The organism is Alcanivorax sp. 1008, from assembly GCF_020667895.1.
Taxonomy (GTDB): Bacteria; Pseudomonadota; Gammaproteobacteria; order Pseudomonadales; family Alcanivoracaceae; genus PGZG01.
Genome location: NZ_JAFMPS010000001.1, coordinates 529,058 through 550,688, shown reverse-complemented (window position 1 = coordinate 550,688; position 21,631 = coordinate 529,058). Strand labels below are relative to the sequence as shown.

18 protein-coding genes and 2 tRNA genes are annotated in these 21,631 nt (G+C 56.0%); 5 read left to right on the top strand and 15 right to left on the bottom strand.

Annotated elements, in window-relative coordinates; all coding sequences use genetic code 11:
- Positions 1–70: 70 nt before the first annotated feature.
- A complete protein-coding gene (locus J1C54_RS02590) occupies positions 71–2,434 on the bottom strand; it encodes a bifunctional diguanylate cyclase/phosphodiesterase (protein WP_229144265.1) in 2,364 nt (787 codons plus the stop codon).
- Positions 2,435–2,544: 110 nt separating this feature from the next.
- Here J1C54_RS02590 and gap point away from each other — a divergent pair, with 110 nt between their 5' ends.
- A complete protein-coding gene (gene gap / locus J1C54_RS02585; protein WP_229144264.1) occupies positions 2,545–3,540 on the top strand; it encodes a type I glyceraldehyde-3-phosphate dehydrogenase in 996 nt (331 codons plus the stop codon).
- A 47-nt stretch (positions 3,541–3,587) separates the two neighbouring features.
- Here gap and J1C54_RS02580 read toward each other — a convergent pair whose 3' ends face one another.
- The 13 genes from J1C54_RS02580 to J1C54_RS02520 form a co-directional block, all read right to left on the bottom strand.
- Positions 3,588–4,109, bottom strand: a complete 522-nt coding sequence (locus J1C54_RS02580; protein WP_229144263.1) for a hypothetical protein — start codon at positions 4,107–4,109, stop codon at positions 3,588–3,590.
- Positions 4,110–4,286: 177 nt separating this feature from the next.
- Positions 4,287–4,363 (bottom strand) — tRNA-Arg (locus tag J1C54_RS02575).
- 95 nt (positions 4,364–4,458) lie between these two features.
- The gene (bfr, locus tag J1C54_RS02570; protein ID WP_229144262.1) at positions 4,459–4,935 is read right to left on the bottom strand and encodes a bacterioferritin; all 477 of its coding nucleotides are present in this window, start codon (positions 4,933–4,935) and stop codon (positions 4,459–4,461) included.
- A gap of 59 nt (positions 4,936–4,994) precedes the next feature.
- Positions 4,995–5,225, bottom strand: a complete 231-nt coding sequence (locus tag J1C54_RS02565) for a bacterioferritin-associated ferredoxin (RefSeq protein WP_229144261.1) — start codon at positions 5,223–5,225, stop codon at positions 4,995–4,997.
- 150 nt (positions 5,226–5,375) lie between these two features.
- Positions 5,376–5,466 (bottom strand) — tRNA-Ser (locus tag J1C54_RS02560).
- A gap of 112 nt (positions 5,467–5,578) precedes the next feature.
- Positions 5,579–5,767, bottom strand: coding sequence for a carbon storage regulator CsrA (csrA, locus tag J1C54_RS02555; RefSeq protein WP_229144260.1), 189 nt, complete (start codon positions 5,765–5,767; stop codon positions 5,579–5,581).
- Between the two features lie 150 nt (positions 5,768–5,917).
- A complete protein-coding gene (locus J1C54_RS02550) occupies positions 5,918–7,144 on the bottom strand; it encodes an aspartate kinase (protein WP_229144259.1) in 1,227 nt (408 codons plus the stop codon).
- 73 nt (positions 7,145–7,217) lie between these two features.
- A complete protein-coding gene (alaS, locus tag J1C54_RS02545) occupies positions 7,218–9,845 on the bottom strand; it encodes an alanine--tRNA ligase (RefSeq protein WP_229144258.1) in 2,628 nt (875 codons plus the stop codon).
- 87 nt (positions 9,846–9,932) lie between these two features.
- Entirely contained in the window at positions 9,933–10,397 is a 465-nt protein-coding gene (locus J1C54_RS02540) for a regulatory protein RecX (RefSeq protein ID WP_229144257.1), read from the bottom strand.
- Positions 10,390–11,424 (bottom strand): recombinase RecA, encoded by a 1,035-nt coding sequence (recA, locus tag J1C54_RS02535; RefSeq protein WP_229144256.1) that lies wholly within the window; start codon positions 11,422–11,424, stop codon positions 10,390–10,392. The genes J1C54_RS02540 and recA overlap by 8 nt, the downstream gene beginning before the upstream one ends.
- 120 nt (positions 11,425–11,544) lie before the next feature.
- Positions 11,545–12,033 (bottom strand): CinA family protein, encoded by a 489-nt coding sequence (locus tag J1C54_RS02530; protein WP_229144255.1) that lies wholly within the window; start codon positions 12,031–12,033, stop codon positions 11,545–11,547.
- An 86-nt stretch (positions 12,034–12,119) separates the two neighbouring features.
- On the bottom strand, positions 12,120–12,698 hold the full coding sequence (locus J1C54_RS02525; protein ID WP_229144254.1) for an NnrU family protein: 579 nt from the start codon (positions 12,696–12,698) through the stop codon (positions 12,120–12,122).
- Between the two features lie 102 nt (positions 12,699–12,800).
- A complete protein-coding gene (locus J1C54_RS02520) occupies positions 12,801–13,685 on the bottom strand; it encodes a LysR family transcriptional regulator (RefSeq protein ID WP_229144253.1) in 885 nt (294 codons plus the stop codon).
- Between the two features lie 106 nt (positions 13,686–13,791).
- Here J1C54_RS02520 and J1C54_RS02515 point away from each other — a divergent pair, with 106 nt between their 5' ends.
- The 3 genes from J1C54_RS02515 to J1C54_RS02505 are packed head-to-tail and all read left to right on the top strand — an operon-like array spanning position 13,792 to position 18,727.
- The gene (locus J1C54_RS02515; RefSeq protein ID WP_229144252.1) at positions 13,792–15,315 is read left to right on the top strand and encodes an NADH-quinone oxidoreductase subunit L; all 1,524 of its coding nucleotides are present in this window, start codon (positions 13,792–13,794) and stop codon (positions 15,313–15,315) included.
- Between the two features lies 1 nt (position 15,316).
- Positions 15,317–17,716, top strand: a complete 2,400-nt coding sequence (locus J1C54_RS02510) for a YbcC family protein (RefSeq protein ID WP_229144251.1) — start codon at positions 15,317–15,319, stop codon at positions 17,714–17,716.
- A gap of 6 nt (positions 17,717–17,722) precedes the next feature.
- Positions 17,723–18,727 (top strand): L-threonylcarbamoyladenylate synthase, encoded by a 1,005-nt coding sequence (locus tag J1C54_RS02505; protein ID WP_229144250.1) that lies wholly within the window; start codon positions 17,723–17,725, stop codon positions 18,725–18,727.
- On the opposite strand, the gene J1C54_RS02500 is transcribed toward J1C54_RS02505, so the two are convergent.
- Entirely contained in the window at positions 18,724–19,782 is a 1,059-nt protein-coding gene (locus J1C54_RS02500; protein WP_229144249.1) for an AraC family transcriptional regulator, read from the bottom strand. The two genes, J1C54_RS02505 and J1C54_RS02500, sit on opposite strands and share 4 nt — an antisense overlap.
- A gap of 123 nt (positions 19,783–19,905) precedes the next feature.
- Between J1C54_RS02500 and J1C54_RS02495 the strand changes: the two genes are divergently transcribed.
- Entirely contained in the window at positions 19,906–21,546 is a 1,641-nt protein-coding gene (locus J1C54_RS02495) for a hypothetical protein (RefSeq protein ID WP_229144248.1), read from the top strand.
- Positions 21,547–21,631: the final 85 nt, after the last annotated feature.

Genomic DNA, 21,631 nt, shown 5'->3' with positions numbered 1-21,631 from the left:
GCTGCCATAGAGCTCCCTTTCGGAGAGGGCGGCATTGTCGCGAAACGATGCCACCATTGCAAGACACCGATCAAAAAGCTCGGACCAGCTCCTCCCAGTCAGACAGGGCACGCTGACAAAAGTCCTGCGCTGACATGGGCCGACCGATCAAGTAGCCCTGAGCCTCATCGCAACCCAGCGAATCAAGGATGTCCAGCTGCTCTAGCGTCTCGACTCCCTCGGCCAACACCCGCATACCGAGGTGCCCCGTCAACTCGATAATCCCTGCTACAAGAACTCGCTGCTGACGATCAGACACCAGATTTTGAACAAACGACCGATCAATCTTGATGGTATCCACGGGCAATTGTCGCATATGCGACAACGATGAGTAGCCGGTACCGAAATCATCCAACGACAACCCGTAACCGCGGGCCCGCAGCCTACCCAGCACCCGCAGCGCATAATCAATATCCTGCATTGCCAGACTCTCGGTGATTTCGAACTCGAGCTGGGCCGGGGCTAATCCATAACTGGTGCGCACCGATTCAATACGATCGACCAGGTTTTCATCAAACAACTGCCTCGCGGACAGATTGATGGACAACACCATCGAATCACGAAGGTGTCCCCAGCCGGCCAAATGGCGACAGGCGTTTTCCAGCACCCAATAACCCAGCCGCAGAATCTGCCCGGTTTCTTCCGCCACAGGAATAAACTGATCCGGGGGAATCTGTTCGCCTTCCGGCGTACGCCAACGCAGCAAAACTTCCGCACCTGCCAACTGGCGACCATCAAGCTCCATGCGCGGCTGGAACACCAACGACAACTCCTCGTCCATGTTCATGCGCTTCAAGCGCGCGGCCAACTCGGCCACCCGATTGAATTCTGCCAACATGGACTCATGAAAAAAGCTATAGCGGTTTTTGCCGCTGCGCTTAGCTTGATACATGGCAAGATCTGCCTCACGCACCAATGTCTCCACATCAACACTGCTATCAACACAGGGGGCCAGACCAACGCTGCAGGACAGAGCAAATTCGATCTGGTCAAAACTGACTGGGCTACGCACCCTCGCCACCAGCTCCTCAGCCCAGTCGCGCATTTGCGCCGTTTCAATCATGGCTGGCATAAACAGCACAAACTCGTCACCACTTTGCCGCGCCACCACAGCATCCTCACCCGCCAGGCTTACCAGCCTTCTGGCAATAGCCACCAACGCAGTATCGCCGGCCTTATGCCCAAGAGTGTCGTTAACCAGCTTGAAATCATCCAGGTCGACAAACGCCAACATGCCAGTCTGGCCATTGGCCAACCGGGAACTGACCAGCTCGGAAAAGCAGCGCCGATTAGGAAGGCCCGTCAAAGCATCGTGACGAGCCATAAAATGTAACTGCTCGCGCTGTCGTTTGCGCTCGGAAACATCACGGATAATAGCCACCATCTGCTCTGCGTCACTTAGCGCCATGGGCGACACGACCATCTCAAGCTCAAGGGTGGTACCATCTTGAAACCGACCAATGCCCTCAGTCGGCTCTCGAAAGCGATGATGAAAATCCCGCAGCATGTCAGTGAGACTGATGTCCGTAGGGCGGATATGCTCCGGCATCAATTCAGTAACAGGCTGCCCCAGCAGCTCCGCCGCCCGCCTACCAAAAATTTTCTCGGCGCCGCGATTAAACCCAGTGATTATGCCGTTCATATCAGTGACCACCACACCATCGGAAATCTGGTGTAGCAGGACATCGGTCCACTCACGTAATTGCACTACCCGGCGACGACTGCGCAATACACGCAACAACGCCTTATGCTGACCTTCGCTGGCAAAATCGGCGCGCAGACGTTCACTCTGATACAAGGCCATAATCAGGCCACCACTGATCATCAGATAGAGCATCTGGAACGAAGAAAAGTGCCATACCCCCCAGTCGCTCTGCAGAGCCAAGGGCTGTGCAAGACAAAGCACCGCGAGCAACAAAGAGCCGGTGGCGGCTAACAAGAACCCTAACGGCTGGTTACGATCACGCGCTCTCCAGAAAAACATCGCTAAGAGAACATAAGCCGAACTAAGAAAAATGGTACCGGGCAGATCACGCCACTGGGACTCGCCCGGCTGGAAAACATGACTCCACACCAACCAGCCAAGCACCACAGGTAATAACCAGCGCAACGTAGCTGGCAGCACCCCGCCGCCAAGCAAGCGGACACCGCTAAACAGCAGGAAAGCTCGCACCAGCAGGTCGAATTCCACGTAAAGGGTCAACGGCATGGATGGCGGCAGGAAAATCATCAGTAGATGACGCAAGCCATCAAGGGTAAAGGCTGCAGATAGCCACAGGTAGCCTCGCCCTGCCCCGCCCCGGCCATAGCCATAGCAGACCAGCGCCAGCAACAACGCGCTGACTACCAGCCCATAGCGAATCACATCATGGAGCAGATCGGAGGGATACATCATCTACCTGATTATTGTTATGCCTCTAATAGTACATTCTTAGTCGCCTGCGACGCGACCCGCATTGCAGGGTTACACTGGTGGATAAAGTCACTCATTGCAGGGGAGCACATATGATCCGTATCGCCATCAACGGCTATGGCCGTATCGGCCGCTGTCTGGTTCGCGCCATTCACGAGCTGGGACTTCAAGAACAGATTTGTGTGGTGGCCATCAATGACCTCACCGACTTTGGCGTACTCGCTCACCTCACCCGCCATGACACTACCCACGGCCATTTCTCCGTTGCCGTTAAGCTGGATGGCGAACAGATGCATATCGGCGGTTGGACCGTGCAGATGTGCAAGGAGAAAGATCCGGCCAAGCTGCCATGGCAGCAACTTGGCGTTGATATCGCGGTGGAGTGCTCAGGAAAATTCAAAACCCGCGCTGCCCTGCAGGGCCATCTGGATGCCGGAGCCCGCAGGGTTTTGGCCAGCTTCCCGGTGGAAGATGCGGACCGTACCGTGGTCTGCGGCGTCAACGACAACACTTTACTGGCAAGCGACCTGGTTGTTTCCAATGCCAGCTGTACCACCAACTGTCTGGCGCCGTTGGTCAAGGTGCTGGATGACGCCTTTGGTCTAGAGCAGGGCCAGATGACCACCATCCACTCCTACACCAACGACCAGAACCTGATCGACAAGGCGCACAATGACTATTACCGGGCGCGCTCGGCCACCATGTCGATGATTCCCACCAAGACCGGAGCAGCCAAAGCAGTCGGCCTGGTATTGCCCCATCTGAAAGGCAAGCTGGACGGCATGGCTATCCGCGTACCCACGATCAATGTGTCGATGGTGGATTTGCATTGCCTGCTAAATCAGGAAGTCTCCGCGGAGGACATCAATCAGGCCATGCGTCAGGCGGCCGATGGACCGCTAAAAGGTATTCTGGGGGTCAATGAAGAGCCGCTGGTGTCATGGGACTTTAACCACAATCCGCTGTCCAGCATTGTCGACCTGGCCCAGACCCGGGTGATGGGCCGACAGGCCAAGCTTATGAGCTGGTATGACAACGAGTGGGGGTTTACCTCAAGGATGGTTGAACTGCTAATTAAAATGGCCTGAATCTGGCATGCCCCCCACACTGGCTGTCGGAGCGGGGGCAAAGGCACCTAGAAAAAGGGACTGTAATGATCCTCTTGGCCCGCTTGCCGGGCCTCCTGATGACGGAGCTGCATAACCTTTTCGATGGCACTCATCTGGCGGGCGTCATCCGCATCAATCATTACAAGATAGTTTCCCTCTGACTGAACAGCGTGCAGGTAGGGTTGGATATGATGGTTACCGGTTGAAATGCCCTGTATGCCCCCCAGCCATGCGCCAAAACAGGCACCGAAGGCAGTTGCGGCAATAATTGAACTGCTCCCCAGCTCGACACCCCATGGATCAATCGCGACCAGCGTCAAGCCGACAAACAGCCCGGCGAGCAGGCCATATATTGCGCCCAGAAAACCAAAATGGAGGATATCGGTCTCCTCGAACATGGTCGTGGTATGCACTCGAGCCTGCTCCAGAACGCCGCTATTGCGCCCCATCACATGAATACGGCCCTCACCTATGCCGGCCTCCTGCAGGTCCCGGCTGATGCCAAGCACACTGGCGAGCGAGCGGGTCGTGTAGTAGAAACGCTTCATTGCTGTACTCCCTGTTCAGCCATGATCTGGACTTTGATTCTGCGCCCGTAGCCGAGTGAATGAGAATCTTCGAGCCAGATTAATTAGCTATATTGGGAGAGTGCTGATAGCCGGTGGTTATTTATCAGAAGGAAGGGCCACATAAAAAAGGGCCCCATCAGGGACCCTTTTTACATATGGCGCACCCGGAAGGATTCGAACCTCCGACCCCCAAGTTCGTAGCCTGGTGCTCTATCCAGCTGAGCTACGGGTGCGTTTCTCGTCGACTGGCCAAGGCCATCGCAAGAGGCGCGCATTATTTCGAAAGCCCCTCACTGAGTCAAGCCGCAGCCGCGCTAAAAATGAGCGATCAGTCAGCGGTTTCCATCTGTTTTTGCAAATAGCTTTCAATTCCCACCAAATCAATCAGGCCAAGCTGGGTTTCCAGCCAATCCACATGATCTTCTTCGGAGCCCAGAATATCCTGCAGCAGATCCCGGGACACATAGTCCTTGACCTGCTCGCACCAGGCGATAGCCTCGCGCAGCAACGGGATCGCCTGGTGTTCCAGCTTCAGGTCGCACTCAAGCATTTCCCGGGTGTTTTCCCCGATCAGCAGCTTGCCAAGATCCTGCAGGTTGGGCAGGCCTTCGAGAAAAAGGATTCTTTCAACCAGCTGATCCGCATGCTTCATCTCGTCGATGGACTCTTCATACTCCTTGTCAGCCAACTTTTTCAGCCCCCAGTCCTTGTACATGCGGGCATGCAGGAAGTACTGGTTAATAGCCACAAGCTCATTGGCCAATGCCTTGTTCAAATACTCGATAACTTTCGTTTCACCGCGCATGGGCTGTCTCCCTGAATAATCCAGAGTGCATTGTGTCGGGTAGCTGGTGGAGGTTCAATTCAGGCCGGTTGCGGCCAGTAATGAACCGGACCTGCAAGTACGGCTCGTGTTGCCGGTGTGTGGCTGACAGATCGCTGCTCACGCAGCACCGCAGCCGCATGGACCAAGCATCTGCCACACTGGGCCCCGACCGCGAGCTGGTCGCGCAGCTCCTTCAGGGTATCGCAGCCGGACGCAGCCGCGGCGCGTATCTGGTGATCGGTAATTCCGCTGCACAGGCAAACAAACATGGGAAGTTCCCCGGCTTGGTGACAGGGGAATGATGATGGTAATGGGAATGATTTGCAATGCCTTTTATCGATCTGCTGGCCAAACAAGAGCCACTCCCTCTCACCGCCAGACATAAAAAAAGCCCCGCATTGCGAGGCTTTTTTTATGTCTGGCGGTGAGAGAGGGATTCGAACCCTCGATACGCTATTAACGTATACTCCCTTAGCAGGGGAGCGCCTTCAGCCACTCGGCCATCTCACCGGAAACTTGCTTACTTTCCTTAAAGATCCTGACAATTCGCTTTAAGAAAAGGCGGCAGCCTAAGCTGCCGCCGGCATAATACCATCTGGAAAAAAAATTCCCAGCGTTGATATCAGCTCTGATCACCATCTGCTGCTTTTTCGTTCTGAATACGCAGATAAATCTCTTCGCGGTGCACCGCGACTTCCTTGGGCGCGTTAACTCCCAAGCGTACCTGGTTACCTTTTACTCCCAATACGGTGACGGTAACTTCATCACCGACCATCAGGGTTTCGCCAACACGGCGGGTCAGAATCAGCATGGTTGGTCCCTCCGGGGTCCGTAGTCAATCGAGCGCAAACCCCACCTGCAAGGCCCGGTTCTCCGTGAATCCTTGGTACGGGACAACAACCCGCCCGAGCAAATGGGGCCCCGGATTATGGCAGAATTTGTTCGTAGTGTCTGCGGAACGTCAGACCGACGGCTTATCCAACTCGAATGCCGAGTGCAGTGCGCGCACTGCCAATTCCAGATACTTCTCGGCAATCACCACGGAGACCTTAATCTCAGAAGTGGAGATCATTTCGATGTTGACCCCTTCTGCCGCCAGCGTCTGGAACATACGGCTGGCCACGCCCGCATGGGAACGCATACCAACACCAACCAATGCAACCTTGGCAATCTTGTCGTCCGCCAGCACCTCACGAGCGTCCAGCTCTGCGGCAACTTGCTCAAGAATCTTCTTGGCCCGCACCATATCGTTGCGGTGCACCGTGAAGGTAAAGTCAGTAGCACCATCCGCCCCGATATTCTGGACGATCATGTCGATCTCAATATTGGCATCACCAATGGGGCCGAGGATCTTGTACGCAATTCCCGGGGTATCGGGCACGCCACGCAGGGTCAGTTTGGCCTCGTCACGGGTAAACGCGATTCCGGAAATAACCGGCTTCTCCATATCAACCTCTTCGTCGACGGTGATCAGGGTCCCTGGACCCTCCTGAAAACTGTGCAGCACGCGCAGCGGTACATTGTACTTACCAGCAAATTCTACCGAGCGGATTTGCAGGACTTTTGAGCCCTGGCTGGCCATCTCGAGCATTTCTTCGAAAGTAATGCGGTCAAGACGACGGGCACTATCCACCACCCGCGGGTCAGTGGTGTAGACACCATCCACATCGGTATAGATCTGACATTCGTCGGCATTCAGCGCTGCGGCAAGAGCCACGGCCGTAGTATCTGAGCCACCACGGCCCAGCGTGGTGATATTGCCGTGCGGGTCCACACCCTGGAAACCCGCTACCACAACCACCCTGCCCTGACTCAAATCAGCACGCATGGACTTGTCGTCAATATGCTCAATACGCGCCTTCATAAAGGAGCTATCTGTGGTGATCGAGACCTGTGAGCCGGTATAGCTGCGCGCGCCCAGACCAAGCTTGTGCAGTGCCATGGATAACAGGGCAATGGTCACCTGCTCACCGGTAGACACCAGCACATCCATCTCACGAGGAGTGGGCTCATCATGAATCTGCTTCGCCATACCGATCAGACGGTTGGTTTCGCCGCTCATGGCAGACACAACTACAACGATCTGGTTGCCATCGTCGACGAACCGTTTGATTTTTTCGGCCACTGCCTGAATACGTTCGACGGTACCGACCGAGGTGCCGCCGTATTTCTGAACTATCAGCGCCATAAGGTTCCACTTGGGGTCAGAAAAATGCGGCGCCACTCTACCATCAGTTGCACCCCGTTTGTAGGAGCTACAACTACGACTTGGAGGCAATCCAACCAGGAATATCCTCCAGCGCCTTGGGCAAGGCGGCCAGATCCGTGCCACCACCCTGCGCCATATCTGCCCGGCCACCACCTTTACCGCCTAGCTGCTCAGAGACATGCCGAACCAGCTCCCCGGCATTAAAGCGGTCCGTCAAATCCTTGGTGACACCAGCGACAATACTGATCTTGTCTCCTTCCGGTGCGGCCAGCAGGATTACTGCCGAGCCCAGCTTATCCTTGAGCTTATCCATGGCGGTTCGCAGGGTTTTGCCGTCCGCGCCATCCAGTTGGGCGGCCAGCACCTTCACACCATTGACCTGTTGCACCTGAGCGCTGAGGTCATTACCTGTACCAGAGGCAAGCTTCTGCTTGAGACGATCGACTTCCTTCTCCAGCTCACGACTACGGCCAACTAACTGCTCAAGACGCTGCGGCAATTGGTCAGGAGCTGCTTTCAGCAAGGCCGCACTGTCGCTGACCAATTGTGACAGACGCTGCACTTCCGCCAGCGCACGCTCACCAGCCACCGCCTCGATACGTCGCACACCAGCACTGCTGGCGCCTTCGGAAATAATGCGAAACAAACCGATATCTCCAGTACGTGCCACGTGAGTGCCGCCACACAATTCTTTGGAGAAACCATTTGCCCCCATTGTCAGCACGCGCACCTGATCATCATATTTCTCACCGAACAGGGCCATAGCCCCGGCCTTGCGGGCAGAGTCAATATCCATTAAATCCGTCGCAACAGCGGCATTCGCAAGAATCTGCCGATTAACAATCATTTCGATTTCGGCAATCTGCCCGGTAGTTACTGCCGCACCGTGGGAAAAATCGAAACGCAGATAATCAGCATTGACCAGCGAACCTTTCTGGCTTACATGCTCACCGAGCACCTGACGTAGTGCTGCATGCATCAGGTGAGTTGCCGAGTGGTTACGCATGATGGCATGGCGACGCTGCTCATCCACATGTGCTGCCAGACGATCGCCTAGCTTGATAACTCCCTGCTCAACAACGCCAATATGCAAATGGGCCTGCTGGCGCTTGCGGGTGTCGGCAACAACAAATCGACTGCCATCATTGGTGAGCACACCGGTATCACCAACCTGACCACCGGACTCCGCATAAAAAGGAGTCTTGGCCAGCACTACCATACCATCTTCCCCGGCACTCAATGCCTGCACTGCCTCACCATTACGGTACAAGGCAACAACTTCTGCCATATCAGCAAGACGATCGTAACCAGAGAAATCACTGACCGCTTCAACTTGCAGACGATCATTGTAGGTATTGGCAAATGCATCTGCCCCACGAGAGCGGCTACGCTGCTGCTCCATGCAAGCTTCGAACCCTTGCATATCCAAAGTCAGACCACGCTCCCGGGCAACATCGTTAGTCAAGTCCACCGGAAAACCATGGGTATCGTAAAGCGCAAAGACCACATCACCGGGAATCACTTTACCGGATAGATTAGCCACCGCAGCCTCAAAAACTTTCATACCTTCCGCCAGTGTCCGTGCGAACTGCTCTTCTTCCGCGAGCAATGCTTTTTCAATACGCGCCTGCGCATCTGCCAACTCGGGGTAAGCCTTCCCCATCTCAGCCACGAGAGCTTTACTCAACGTGTAAAAGAACGGTTTGTCCTGACCGAGTTTATGTCCGTGACGCAAAGCACGACGAATAATGCGACGCAGCACATAGCCGCGACCTTCATTGGACGGGATCACACCATCGCAAATCAGGAAGCAGGCGGAACGGATATGGTCAGCAATAACGCGTAAGGATTTTTCCTCCATATCCTTACAACCAGTAGCCTGTGCAGCCGCTTTGAGAAGCGCCTGAAAAAGATCAATTTCATAATTGGAATGAACGTGCTGCATTACCGCAGCAATCCGCTCAAGGCCCATACCGGTATCCACACTGGGCTTGGGCAACGGATTCATCTCACCATCGGGCTGGCGATCAAACTGCATAAACACCAGATTCCAGATTTCGATAAAGCGGTCGCCATCTTCCTCTGGCGAGCCCGGCGGGCCACCCCAGATTTCCTCACCGTGGTCGTAGAAAATTTCCGTGCATGGACCACAGGGGCCTGTGTCACCCATGGTCCAGAAATTGTCTGACGCATAGGGCGCACCTTTGTTGTCACCGATACGCACAATACGTTCGTGCGGTACCCCCATGTCGTTAGCCCAAATGTTGAAGGCTTCGTCATCACTGGCGTAAACGGTAACCATGAGCTTCTCTTTTGGGATATTCATCCACTCAGGCGCGGTAAGAAACTCCCAGGCGAAGCGAATAGCATCCTGCTTAAAGTAGTCGCCAAAACTAAAGTTGCCCAGCATCTCGAAAAAGGTGTGGTGGCGGGCGGTATAGCCAACATTCTCCAGATCGTTATGCTTGCCACCCGCGCGGACACAGCGCTGGCTGCTGGCTGCGCGGACATAGTCACGCTTGTCACGACCAAGGAAAAGATCCTTGAACTGATTCATGCCAGCATTGGTGAACAGCAGGGTCGGGTCGTCATGGGGAACCAGCGAGCTGCTGGCAACGACGGTGTGACCGTGTTTGGCGAAGTAGTCGAGAAAGGCCTGGCGGATGTCAGCACTTTTCATGGGATCAGGGGGTCCGGGCTGGCGAATTTAGAGGCGAGAGTATACCTGCCCGGGGGTTTTGCCTGCCAGTTCAAAGGCATATGGCCTTCAGATATCCTCCTCAGCCACATCAAGTGCATAAAAACACTGCTCGCCAGTGAACCCCCGGTATTGCAGGTAGCGGAGTTGGCGGGCTTTTTCCTTCTGATCGGCAACCGGCTTCAGACCGAAACGACGGGCTCGCAGGTTACGGGCCAGCTCGAACCAGTCGACCTCCAGGCTAGCGAGAGCCTGATCGATCAGTGCCGGAGTAATGCCGCGCTGCTTGAGGTCCTGGCGTAAACGCAACAGGCCATGGCCCCGCTCTATGGCGGACCGAATAAGTATGTCGAGATAACGGGATTCATCGAGAAAACGGTGCTCTTCGAGCCAGCTGAACAGTTCGGCGAAGTCGGCCTCAGCCTCCTCGCCGAACTTGCGTTTCAGTTTGCGGGTGAGCTCAGTGCGGGAGTAATCGCGCCGCCCTAACCAATCAAGGGCGGCACGGCGCAGATTAGACTGAAGCTCAGTCATCTGCCTCTACGACTTCTTCCGGAGCCCCCGCAGCGACCGGCACGGCCAATAACTGGGTCCGAATAGCTGTCTCGATTTCATCGCGCACAGCCTGATTTTCCTTAAGGTAATCACAGGCATTGGACTTGCCCTGCCCGATCTTGTCGCCTTTATAGGCATACCAGGCACCGGACTTATCAATCAGACCAAGCTGGACGCCCATATCGACGATCTCGCCCAGCACATTGATGCCGTGGCCGTACAGAATCTGGAACTCTGCCTGCCGGAACGGCGGCGCCACCTTGTTCTTGACCACCTTGACCCGGGTTTCATTGCCCGTGACTTCGTCGCCCTGCTTAACCGCACCGATACGACGGATATCCAAACGCACCGAAGCATAGAACTTGAGCGCGTTGCCGCCGGTTGTGGTTTCCGGGTTACCGAACATGACGCCGATCTTCATGCGGATCTGGTTGATAAAGATGACCAGACAATTGGCGTTTTTCACCGAACCGGTGATTTTGCGCAACGCCTGACTCATCAGACGGGCCTGCAGGCCGACATGGGAGTCGCCCATCTCGCCTTCGATTTCAGCCTTCGGCACCAACGCTGCCACCGAATCGACAATGATCACGTCAACCGCACCGGAACGCACCAGCATGTCGGTAATTTCCAGCGCCTGCTCGCCCGTATCCGGCTGGGAAACGATCAGATCATCGAGTTTTACGCCCAATTTCTCGGCATAGTCAGGGTCCAGTGCATGCTCAGCATCAACGAAGGCACAGTTGGCGCCCTGCTTCTGAGCCTGAGCAATAACCGACAGGGTCAGCGTGGTTTTGCCTGAAGACTCCGGGCCATAGATCTCAACAATCCGGCCCTTGGGCAGACCGCCAATACCCAAAGCCACATCCAGACCCAGCGAGCCGGTGGAGATAGCCGGGATGCGCTCACGCTTCTGGTCGCCCATACGCATGACCGAGCCCTTGCCGAACTGACGTTCAATCTGTGCCAATGCGGCAGTCAGGGCCTTGCCTTTGTTCTGATCCATGATGGAGTCCTTCTGCTGGTCGCAGTATTCCGATGAATGATGCGGATGAATAATGGCTGACAGCCATGACTACTGTCAATATGGACAGTATTATCCAAATCCGGAGGAAGATGGCAAGGGCTATCCGCCCATTCGCGCTATCAGCCCCTGCAGGGCACGGACGACAGTCTGCTCCCGCACTGCCTGTCGGTCACCGCTGAACAGAAATGACTCCGCTTCCGCATGACCCAGCTTTTGCCCCCAAGCTATCCACACGGTACCTACCGGCTTGTCCGCCGTGCCACCATCCGGCCCGGCAATACCAGACACCGCCACTGAGATATGCCCTTTGGAGCGCTGTATGGCGCCACGGGCCATTTCCAGCACTACCTCCTGGCTAACTGCGCCGCAACGATTGAGCAGATCTGAGGACACCCCAAGCATGTCCTGCTTGGCCTGATTCGAATAACTGACAAAACCCCGTTCAAACCAGGCAGAACTGCCTGCCACGGCGGTAATCGCTTCAGCGATCCAGCCTCCTGTGCAGGATTCGGCAGTCACTAACAAAATTTTGTGGCGTGCCAACAGGCGTCCGGCTCGCTCGGCGAGAACATAAATCTGGTTTTCCATGAAGCTCCCTTGCCAAGACTGAGATAACGAAGCTGGATCTTAAGAGCATCCTATGATGGATGTCTGACGCTCAAAGTTGTAGACCCTCAACCAAATGGCCCCACACCAAACAGCATCCGGTGCAAATGGAAGCTGAACAGGGCCCAGAGTACGACGCCCATAACTACGGCAAGAATATCGCGGCCAATGCCGGCCACCGGGTAATGCTTGCCACTGGCACGGTCACGCTTGCGATAAACGATGAAGCCGAACACTGCCCAGATGAGGAAACTGCCAAACAAAACCACTTCATGGACGGCGCCATTGGCGAAAAGGTGTGCCAACGCCCAGACTTTTGTGGCAAGCAGCATCGGATGGCCAATGCGTGCCTTGATACGTGTACCCGGAACATAGGTCGCAGCCAGCAGAATCATCACTGGCAGCATCAGCAGCGCAGCAAGGTGACGAGTCCACACCGGGCTGCTCCACAGCCAGGTTGGTTGCATGCGTGCTTCGCCATAACCAAGCACGATAAGCACCAAACCAACAATGGACACTAACCCGTAAAAGCCCTTCCACGGCAGTACGCCGATGCGGGCAACGGCGCCGGCACGCAAACCCGGAGCCAGCATGTTGGCGGAGTGCATGCCGAGAAACAGAATCAGACCAATGATTAGCAGCAACATGGCAACCTCATGGAGTAAAGGATAGCGCGCAGATTAGCAGGGGCCAGAGCACTCAGATACCCTCAGATGTACCCTTGGGGAAATTGTTTAGGGCCTGCCCCTCTACAGGATAGACTGGCGCTGCTTTAACAGCTCCCGCAATGCAGGCGGCTGATAGCTACGTTGCACAGTGATCGCGTAAAAGTTTTCCGTCACCGTAGGCAACGCCATGTATTCGGTTAACTCCAGACGTCTGATCTCATCGCGCACTACTACACGCGGCAGAATTGCCAGAGCACCACTATCCCGGGCCAGCAGACGCAGCATGGCCATATCATCTACCTCCGCCTGAATATCTGGCTCGAACTGATGACTGCTGCAGAACGCATCAAATCCGGCACGAATTTCGGAAGGTGGCCGGGGTAAGATCCAGCGCATATTTTCATAGCCTCTGGGGAAGCGGCCACGCGGCTTTTTACCTGCCGGCCCGACCACCGAGATTGGCTGGCGGGCAAGTACCTGACTCTGCCATATGCGCTTTGGGTTTACTGTGACGTTGATATTCGACAACACCACATCAAGGGTGTGGCTGGCGAGGCTGTCCAGCAGCTCGGCAATTCCCTGTGACTGCAACACCAAACGCACGCTCGGGTCTGGTAACAGGGGAGTCAGAAAAGCATCAACAAAATTTCGCGACATCGTGGACAATACGCCAACCCGGATGACCTGAACCTCTGGTGCCGTCCCACGCTGAACCAACGAGGCCAGCTCTTCCCCTTTGCTAAAAATGTCCTGCGCATAAGTCAGCACGCGCTGGCCCCACTCCGTCAAACGGAGGTTGCGCCCGTTACGGTCAAACAAAGGCTGCCCCATGGACTCCTCCAGCTGACGTATCTGCGAGGACAGGGCTGACTGCGATACATGTAGCTCTTGAGCTACCCGAGTCAGATTGCCCACGGTGGCCACGCGCCAGAAGTAATGCAGATGATGATAATTCAGACGACTCATAAAAGAACCCAATGTTCTTATTAATAGAACGATACATAAATTTATATCTATTTTACTAAAATAGCCATGAGCTCTAATCTAGCTCCGTCCGATCACGGAGTTAGTCATGATATCCAGCACACTCGTTTTACTGCTGCCGGTCCTGCTTTACCTGCTCGGCGCCGCCGGTGGCCGCCTATACGGCTGGCCGGTGTCCGCTGTCTGCGCCCTGCTGGCCTTGCTGGCATCGGCGGTAGCAGCGTTGCTGGCAGTGTCACAGCCTCTGTCGCCTTTACCGTGGCTGGCTGCGACCCCACTGAATCTGGTAATGAGTTTGCTGGTGAGCCTGATCGGCTTCATTGTCGTGCGCTTCTCCGTGGCCTATCTGGCAGGTGACGCGGTGGAGGCTCGCTACCGTAGCTGGCTGCAGATCTGCCTGGCGAGCGTCAGTCTGGTAGTGGTAACCAACCATCTGCTGCTGCTGGCACTGGCATGGAGCACCATCAGCATCAGTTTGCACCAACTGCTGGTGAGCTACCCGGACCGCTTTCGCGCCGTGCTGGCAGCACACAAAAAATTCATCTTTGCCCGGTTGGCAGAAATCTGTCTTATGGCGGCGGCCGTGCTGCTTTGGAAATACCACGACACTTTCCTGATCAGTGAAATACTATCCAGCTATGCAGGCACCGAGCCGCTGGCATGGCAGCAGCAGACCGCTGCGCTACTGCTGGCCATGGCGGCGCTAATCAAATGCGCCCAGCTGCCCGTGCATGGCTGGCTAATGCAGGTAGTGGAGGCGCCGACACCGGTTTCTGCTCTGCTCCACGCCGGCATCATTAATCTGGGCGGCTACTTGATGATCCTGATGGCCCCCCTGATCAGTGCCTCAACACCTGCCCGTTGGCTGCTATTGATTGTTGCCGGCCTGACCGCAGTGTTAGCAGCACTGATAATGATGACTCGTATCAGCATCAAGGTACGGCTGGCCTGGTCCACCAGCGCCCAAATGGGCCTAATGCTGGTGGAGTGCGCCCTTGGCCTGCATGAACTCGCATTGCTGCATCTGGTCGCCCACTCTTGCTACAAAGCCAACGCTTTTCTGGGCAGCGGCAATGCGGTACTGAACCACCTCGACCGAAAGCTTGCCGACAAAGCAACAGAACGCCTGGCTCTGTGGCTACGCAATCTGATAGTCAGCACTGCTCTCACCATCGCCCTGCTGTGGCTGCTTCCGGGGACGCTGTCTCCTGCAGAATGGAGCGCCTGGCTGCTGGTAATTATTGCCTTGAGCCTGTGGCTACCGGCGCAAACCGGCGGTCGGACACTGATCCGCAACACGGTTATCGCCGCCGCCTTGCTGCTTGCCTACCTTGCCCAGAAAGCCCTGTTTGCCAGCCTGCTACCGGCCAGCGCGGATGCCGGCTGGCCCGCTGCGATATGGACCATGACACTTTTTGTTCTGCTACTGGCCGGCTACGGCCTGCTCATCATGCAGCGCACGGCTATGTCATATCGCTGGCGTCAGTGGCTATTCGCGGGCCTATATCTGGATGAGTGGGTTACCCGAACCACCCTGAAACTATGGCCCATGAAACTGCCTGTTAACGCAGCTCGCAAGCCCGGCCACCTGAATTCGTCATGGAGTGAATAGCATGAGCGCCATAGCTGATAACAGCATCACCCCCATGGACGCACTGACCCAGGCCTGCGCTCGCATAGCGCCAAACTGGCCTCTGGAGCAACTGATCGCCGTCAACCCATACTGGAACTGGCGTGATCATTGCTATGCCGAGGCCAGCGCCCGGCTTGCCGCACTGGGGCATGTTCACTGTCTGATGCCGGCAGATTACTACCGCGCCTTGTGGCAGAAACCAGTGCAGGCACACCACCTGACACAAGCGGCCGGGGAGCTAGGTCTGGATCTGAGTGCGCAGCAGCTGCTGGACGCCCCAACCCCACCAGCGACACGCCACTGGTACAACATCAGTGACCTTGTTGACGCAGAACGGCCGACATCGGCAATGAGCTGGCACGAAGAAATCGTCCATCAGCTAAGTCAGTTTTGTGGTGATCTCTTGCAACAAAGCCATGGACAGCAGATCAACGCTGAGCATTTCTATCAAGCCTGGCTGGATGTCACCCGCGCCGACCGTGGTCTGGCAATTCTGATGGACGAGCCCCGCCTCACCGATGCCTTTGCCTCACTGCCTAACCGGGTAGAAGATCTGGTAGCGCAAGCCATGGCAGATCTGGCGCCAGATGCCGCGCAAATCGGCGACTATGGTGTCGCGCTGCTGCTCGATATCAACGGCTGGGCCTCAAGCCTGGCATGGCTGAACTGGCAGGCCTCTCTAGCGGGCCAAGAGAACGACGCCCTGATGGGATTGCTGGCCGCACGTCTGGCCTGGGACTGGATTCTTTGGAAGCTGCACCAGACTGACCACTGGCAGGCACGCTGGCACGAGCAATGGCAAACCCTGCCAGCCTTGCTTGCCCACCACAGCGCCCAACAGCAGATACTTCTGGTCTGGCAACGGGCGGCGGAAATCGCCACACAATCGCAGTTAATAGAACGACTGCAGAGCCCGGCGCCGGCAACAGATACTGGACGCCCGGCTCTGCAAGCCGCGTTCTGTATTGATGTACGCTCGGAAGTGATGCGGCGAGCTCTGGAAGCCCAGCATAGCGGGATCCAAACCATCGGATTCGCCGGGTTTTTCGGTCTACCTCTGGCCTATCGGCCTGGCGGCGGCGCCATGCTGCGGCCTCAGCTTCCAGGTCTTCTTGCGCCCACGATTGAGGTGGCCGAAGACAACGATGATGTACGGCTCAAAAAGGCAGGTCAGCGCAGCCAGTGGTATCGTTTTACCGGCAGCGCCCCCACCACGTTCACAGCGGTAGAGAGCGGCGGGCTGCTTTACCTGTTCAAACTGCTGCGCCAGAGCCTTTTTCCCGGCACGCCGACACATCCGGTAAACCACGTGGCACCGGATGCCCACTTTACACTGCGGCAAAATGGTCAGGTACTTGATCTACAAAGCAAGGCCAGTCTTGCCGCCGGCATTCTTGGCGCCATGGGCCTGACCACTGAACTGGCACCTCGGGTACTTTTGATCGGCCACGGCAGCACCAGCTGCAATAATCCTCAAGCAGCGGGACTGGACTGTGGGGCCTGTGGCGGGCAGACAGGAGAAATCAATGTCAGAGTGCTGGCCCAGCTGCTCAACGACCCGCAAGTACGGGATGCTCTGTTACAACACAACATCCGAATTGAATCTGACACCCGATTTGTCGCAGCGCTGCACAACACCACCACGGATGAAATCCATTGCTTCGCCCAACAGGCGGACGATTTGGATGAGTCCGTCAGCCAATGGCTGCATCGGGCAAGCGAGCAGGCGCGCCGGGAGCGCGCGCCGGCTCTGGGCCTCGCGGCGTCTGCGCCGATTCATAAAAGCGTACTCAAACGCAGCCAGGACTGGTCTCAGGTTCGGCCAGAGTGGGGCCTTGCAGGCAATCACAGTTTCATCGTTGCGCCGCGCCAACGCACACGACATCTGAATCTGAGTGGGCGTTCGTTTTTGCATGACTACAATTGGCAAGACGATACCAGCTTTTCACTGCTGGAGCTGATCATGACAGCCCCCATGGTGGTCACCAACTGGATCAACATGCAGTACAACGCATCCGTCACGTCACCAGGCAAGTTCGGTAGCGGCAACAAAGTTCTGCATAACGTGGTCGGTGGAAATCTGGGAGTGTTTGAGGGCAATGGTGGCGATCTGCGTATCGGCTTGCCACTGCAGTCACTGCACGACGGCAAGCAGTGGATACATCAACCCTTGCGGCTAAGCGTATTTATCGCAGCTCCCGAGGCGGCAATCATGGAGGTATATCAGCGTCACGAAACAGTACGCCAGCTGGTCGACAATGATTGGCTATACCTGTTCAGGCTTGGCGATGAAACGGGCCCCATTAGCAGACTTTATCGAAACTGCTGGTCTGAAGCTCCAGTAGATTCAGGCGCTGAGAATATACACCGTGTGGCCTAATGCCCAATGACAACCCGACATCTTGATGCCAGAAACCCGGAGCAGCGACAGCAAGCAATTACCCTGCTAGCCAGCGGAGCCGTTGTCGCCGTTCCCACCGAAACCGTCTATGGCCTGGCCGCAGATGCGAGCAATCCAGCTGCTATAGCACGTATTTTTTCCGCCAAGGGACGGCCAAGTGGACATCCTCTGATCGTCCATATCCATGACGCCGGGCAGCTGCCGCGCTGGGCCAACAGCATTCCCGAACAAGCATGGCGTGTTGCGGAGAAGTTTTGGCCTGGACCATTAACCCTGATCCTGCCAAGACATGCATCCGTGTCGCCAGCCATCACTGGTGGTCTTGGTTCTGTAGCTCTGCGGGTTCCCGGTCATCGCGTGTTGCGGGACATACTGAAAACATTGGATACCGGGCTGGCCGCTCCCTCCGCCAACCCCTACCAAGGCTTGAGCCCTACACGAGCCGAGCATGTACTTGCTGGCTTGGCGGGACGAATCGACGCCGTGCTGGATGATGGCCCCTGTGAAGTCGGTCTTGAATCAACCATTCTGGATCTCACTGGAGACACGCCGCGGCTTGTACGGCCTGGCCCCATCACCCGGGAAGCATTGGAAGTGGTGCTACAGCAATCCATTGAGAATGATAGTGGGCAGACAGCCGCACCCGGTAATGAACTGATCCACTATCGCCCCCGTACCCGGGCCTGCCGAGTAAGCGGCGAAAAAATTGCTGCCACCTTAGCTTGGTGTCAGCAACAGGGCCTGCAGGCTGGCGTAATCAGCTACTCAGACCTTTCGCCGGAACTTGATCGTCTGCCTGCCCTTTACCAGTTGATATGCCTGCCAGCGGATAAGGCTGGATATGCGCGTCAGCTTTATCACGCAATGCATGAGCTGGATGGCACGCAGGCGGACATTATTCTGGTGCAGACACCGCCAATCGAATCAGAATGGAGCGATGTTATGAACCGCCTACAGAAAGCCACTGACTTACTCAGCTCGATAACTTAATCCGTGCTGGCATCCTTTGCTGCGCCGCGAAGCGCCCGCGGCGTTGTCCCATACCAGCGTCGGAATGCTCTGGAAAATGCGCTCAAAGAATCAAACCCAAGCTGCTCTGCCACACGCCCCACCGATAGGGAATTATCACCAAGTAACTGGCGGGCGGCCTGCGCGCGCACCTCATCAAGCAGGTCTCGAAACTGAACCCCCTCATCACGTAGCAGGCGCTGCAACTTGCGCTCGCTCATGGCTAGATCACGGGCCACTTCCTGCAGTGGCATGACTGCTCCCTGATGCAGGCTGCGGGCAAGCAGGTTCTTCACTTTACTACCCATTTCTCCCTGCTGGCGTGACACCAGATACTCTTCGCATATGGCCGCACTTGCTTGCGCCACTTGCGGACTACTGGTCGGGAATGTACTTGACGACAGCCCTGACGCTTCCCCATATAGACCATCACTGTCCGCGGCAAATATAACCGGGCAGCGAAAAAACTTTTCGTAAGTTGGCAAATCAGCGGCACAACGATGCTGGAAAGTCACCCGCGAAGGCTGAGCGTCAGGCATTAACTGCCAGGCGGTCAGCAGAATGGCACCCAGCACAGCTTCAACGCAGGCATCGGCAAAACGGGGATAACCAGGGCGCATGCCAAGAACCAAGCCAACTTCCTGACCACCCTGATGCAGTCTCATATCAATGCCATCGCTGACCATGGAGGCAAACCGGGTCACCATTTCACCGGCTTGCCAAACCGTCTCACTGGCCATCGCCGCAACGCCTAGCGTATGAAAAGTGGTCATATTGACCTTCTCTGCCACCGCCAAGCCAAAAGCCGGATCGCCACTTTCCGTCACCGCCATCTCCCAAAGACGGGTCATATCAGCTACCGGAATGCGCTGGGCCGGGTGATTAACGAGGCTGTAATCAATACCCGCCCGCTGAAACAAATCATGGTCATTAACACCATATACCTTGAGTGCCCGAGCAATCGCCCCAGCCCAAGTAGCCATGGTTGTATTCTCAGCTAATGCCTTCTTATTAGCTCCGAGTTGTATTGTCGTCATCGGATTAATCTCTGACGTAAATGGCAAAACACCACACTCAACCGACGCCTATCCTTGCCATCGCACATCTGGTTCATAGAGCGTGCCTGACTTCGAACCCAACAGCATCAGGAGAACAAAAAAATGCTGACAAGCATTGTCAAACGACTAGCAGGCCCGGCCATTCTTGTGGCACTTGCTTCGCCTGCCCTGGCCGTGGATGGTCATGAACCTCCGGTTAACCCTTTTCTGGCTGACAGCCCGTGGCCGATCAGTCATCGTACCCCGTATGCGCAGGCCTCTAGCCCTCTGGACGGGCCAATTAGCGCCTCAGAGGTAGCAAGCCCGGACTATGTCAGCACCGGCATCACCAATATCACTCTGGCGACATCCTCCCCCTACCCACGTCCGTACAGGCTTTCCCGATTTCTCGAGAGAATCATGGGAAGCTACCTGGACAAACAGTGGGGCAAGCCCAGAGCCAGCTGGGGTTCCTCGTTTGGCCTCGTCTACAAGCTACGCGACAACAGGGTGGTGGATTCCATCAGCAAGCCCTCCGGAGCCAGTCTGGACAATTTCAGCAATGCTACCTCTGGCGCCTACACGCTGATCGACAAGGACAACACTTTCTTTACCGTAGATGGCATCACCGTACTGGCCTATCAGGATAAAGAACGCGGCAATATCGACTCAGGCATCAAGTTGCGCAGCTCATTCACATTACCCGCCAGCAGCCTGCGCGGAGATGCGAAGACGGATCCAATCGTTGGCATGAACATTCTTTGGGACGGCCGCCTCGCTCTGGCCACCAAACGTGGCACCGTGGCTGTGCTGAATCGCGACTTCTCCCAATTCTGGAGCGTCAAGCTGGGTCAGCCCACGGGAGGCCAAGCCGACGCCGGAGAAGAAGTGTCCAACTCGATTGCAGCGGACGAAAAAGGCGGCATTTATGTGGTCACCGAACGGGCCATGTACCGTGTGCAATGGACCGGCTACAACCTCAGCATGAACGAGTATGACGGTGCCTGGCGCGCCGAGTATGAAGCTGGCGAGGGGCAAAGCGCGGGACGACTGGGCAAAGGATCAGGCTCAACCCCTTCCCTAATGGGCAACCCGGATGATGCCGACCGCTTTGTGGTGATTACCGATGGCCAGGATCTTAGCCATCTTGTTCTGTTTTGGCGCGACGAGATCCCCAACGACTGGGAGCAACTACCTGGCACCAAAAGCCGCCGCATCGCCGCCCAAGTACCGGTAGATTTTGGTGATGCCTTGCGCGAGAGAACCGTTAGCGAGCAGTCGGTTCTGGTGCGCGGCTACGGCGCAGTAGTGGTCAGCAATGATTACCAAAACACCATTGAACCAGACCCTTCAAAATACCCGATTCTCGGGGGACTGCTGGAGAACCCGGCCATCGCCAACATCAATAACGCACTGTGGGTTACCCTCAGTCAGTTCCCTGAGTTCCAGCCTTGGGGCGTGCAAAAGTTCCAGTGGATCCCGGCAACCCGCACTCTGGAAAAAGCCTGGGTGAATATGAACACCAGCTGTCCCAATGGCATTCCCACCATGAGCGCCTCCACCAATACCTTCTACTGCATCGGTGCCTATATGGGATCCTGGACCATTGAGGGGTTGAACTGGACCACGGGCAAGCGACGCTTCACCAAGCTGCTTGGCTGGAATCCACTGTTTAACAGCTTCTATGCCGGCACTCAGATCGGTGTTAATGGCAGCATTATTAGTGGCACTACCCTTGGCGTTATGGCCATGGACGGTAAATGATCAATAACATCATATGAAGTGGAGCTGACTGACGGGCACTGACTCAGCGCCCGTCAGTCAGCCTTCGACATTCAAGGTGGCAATG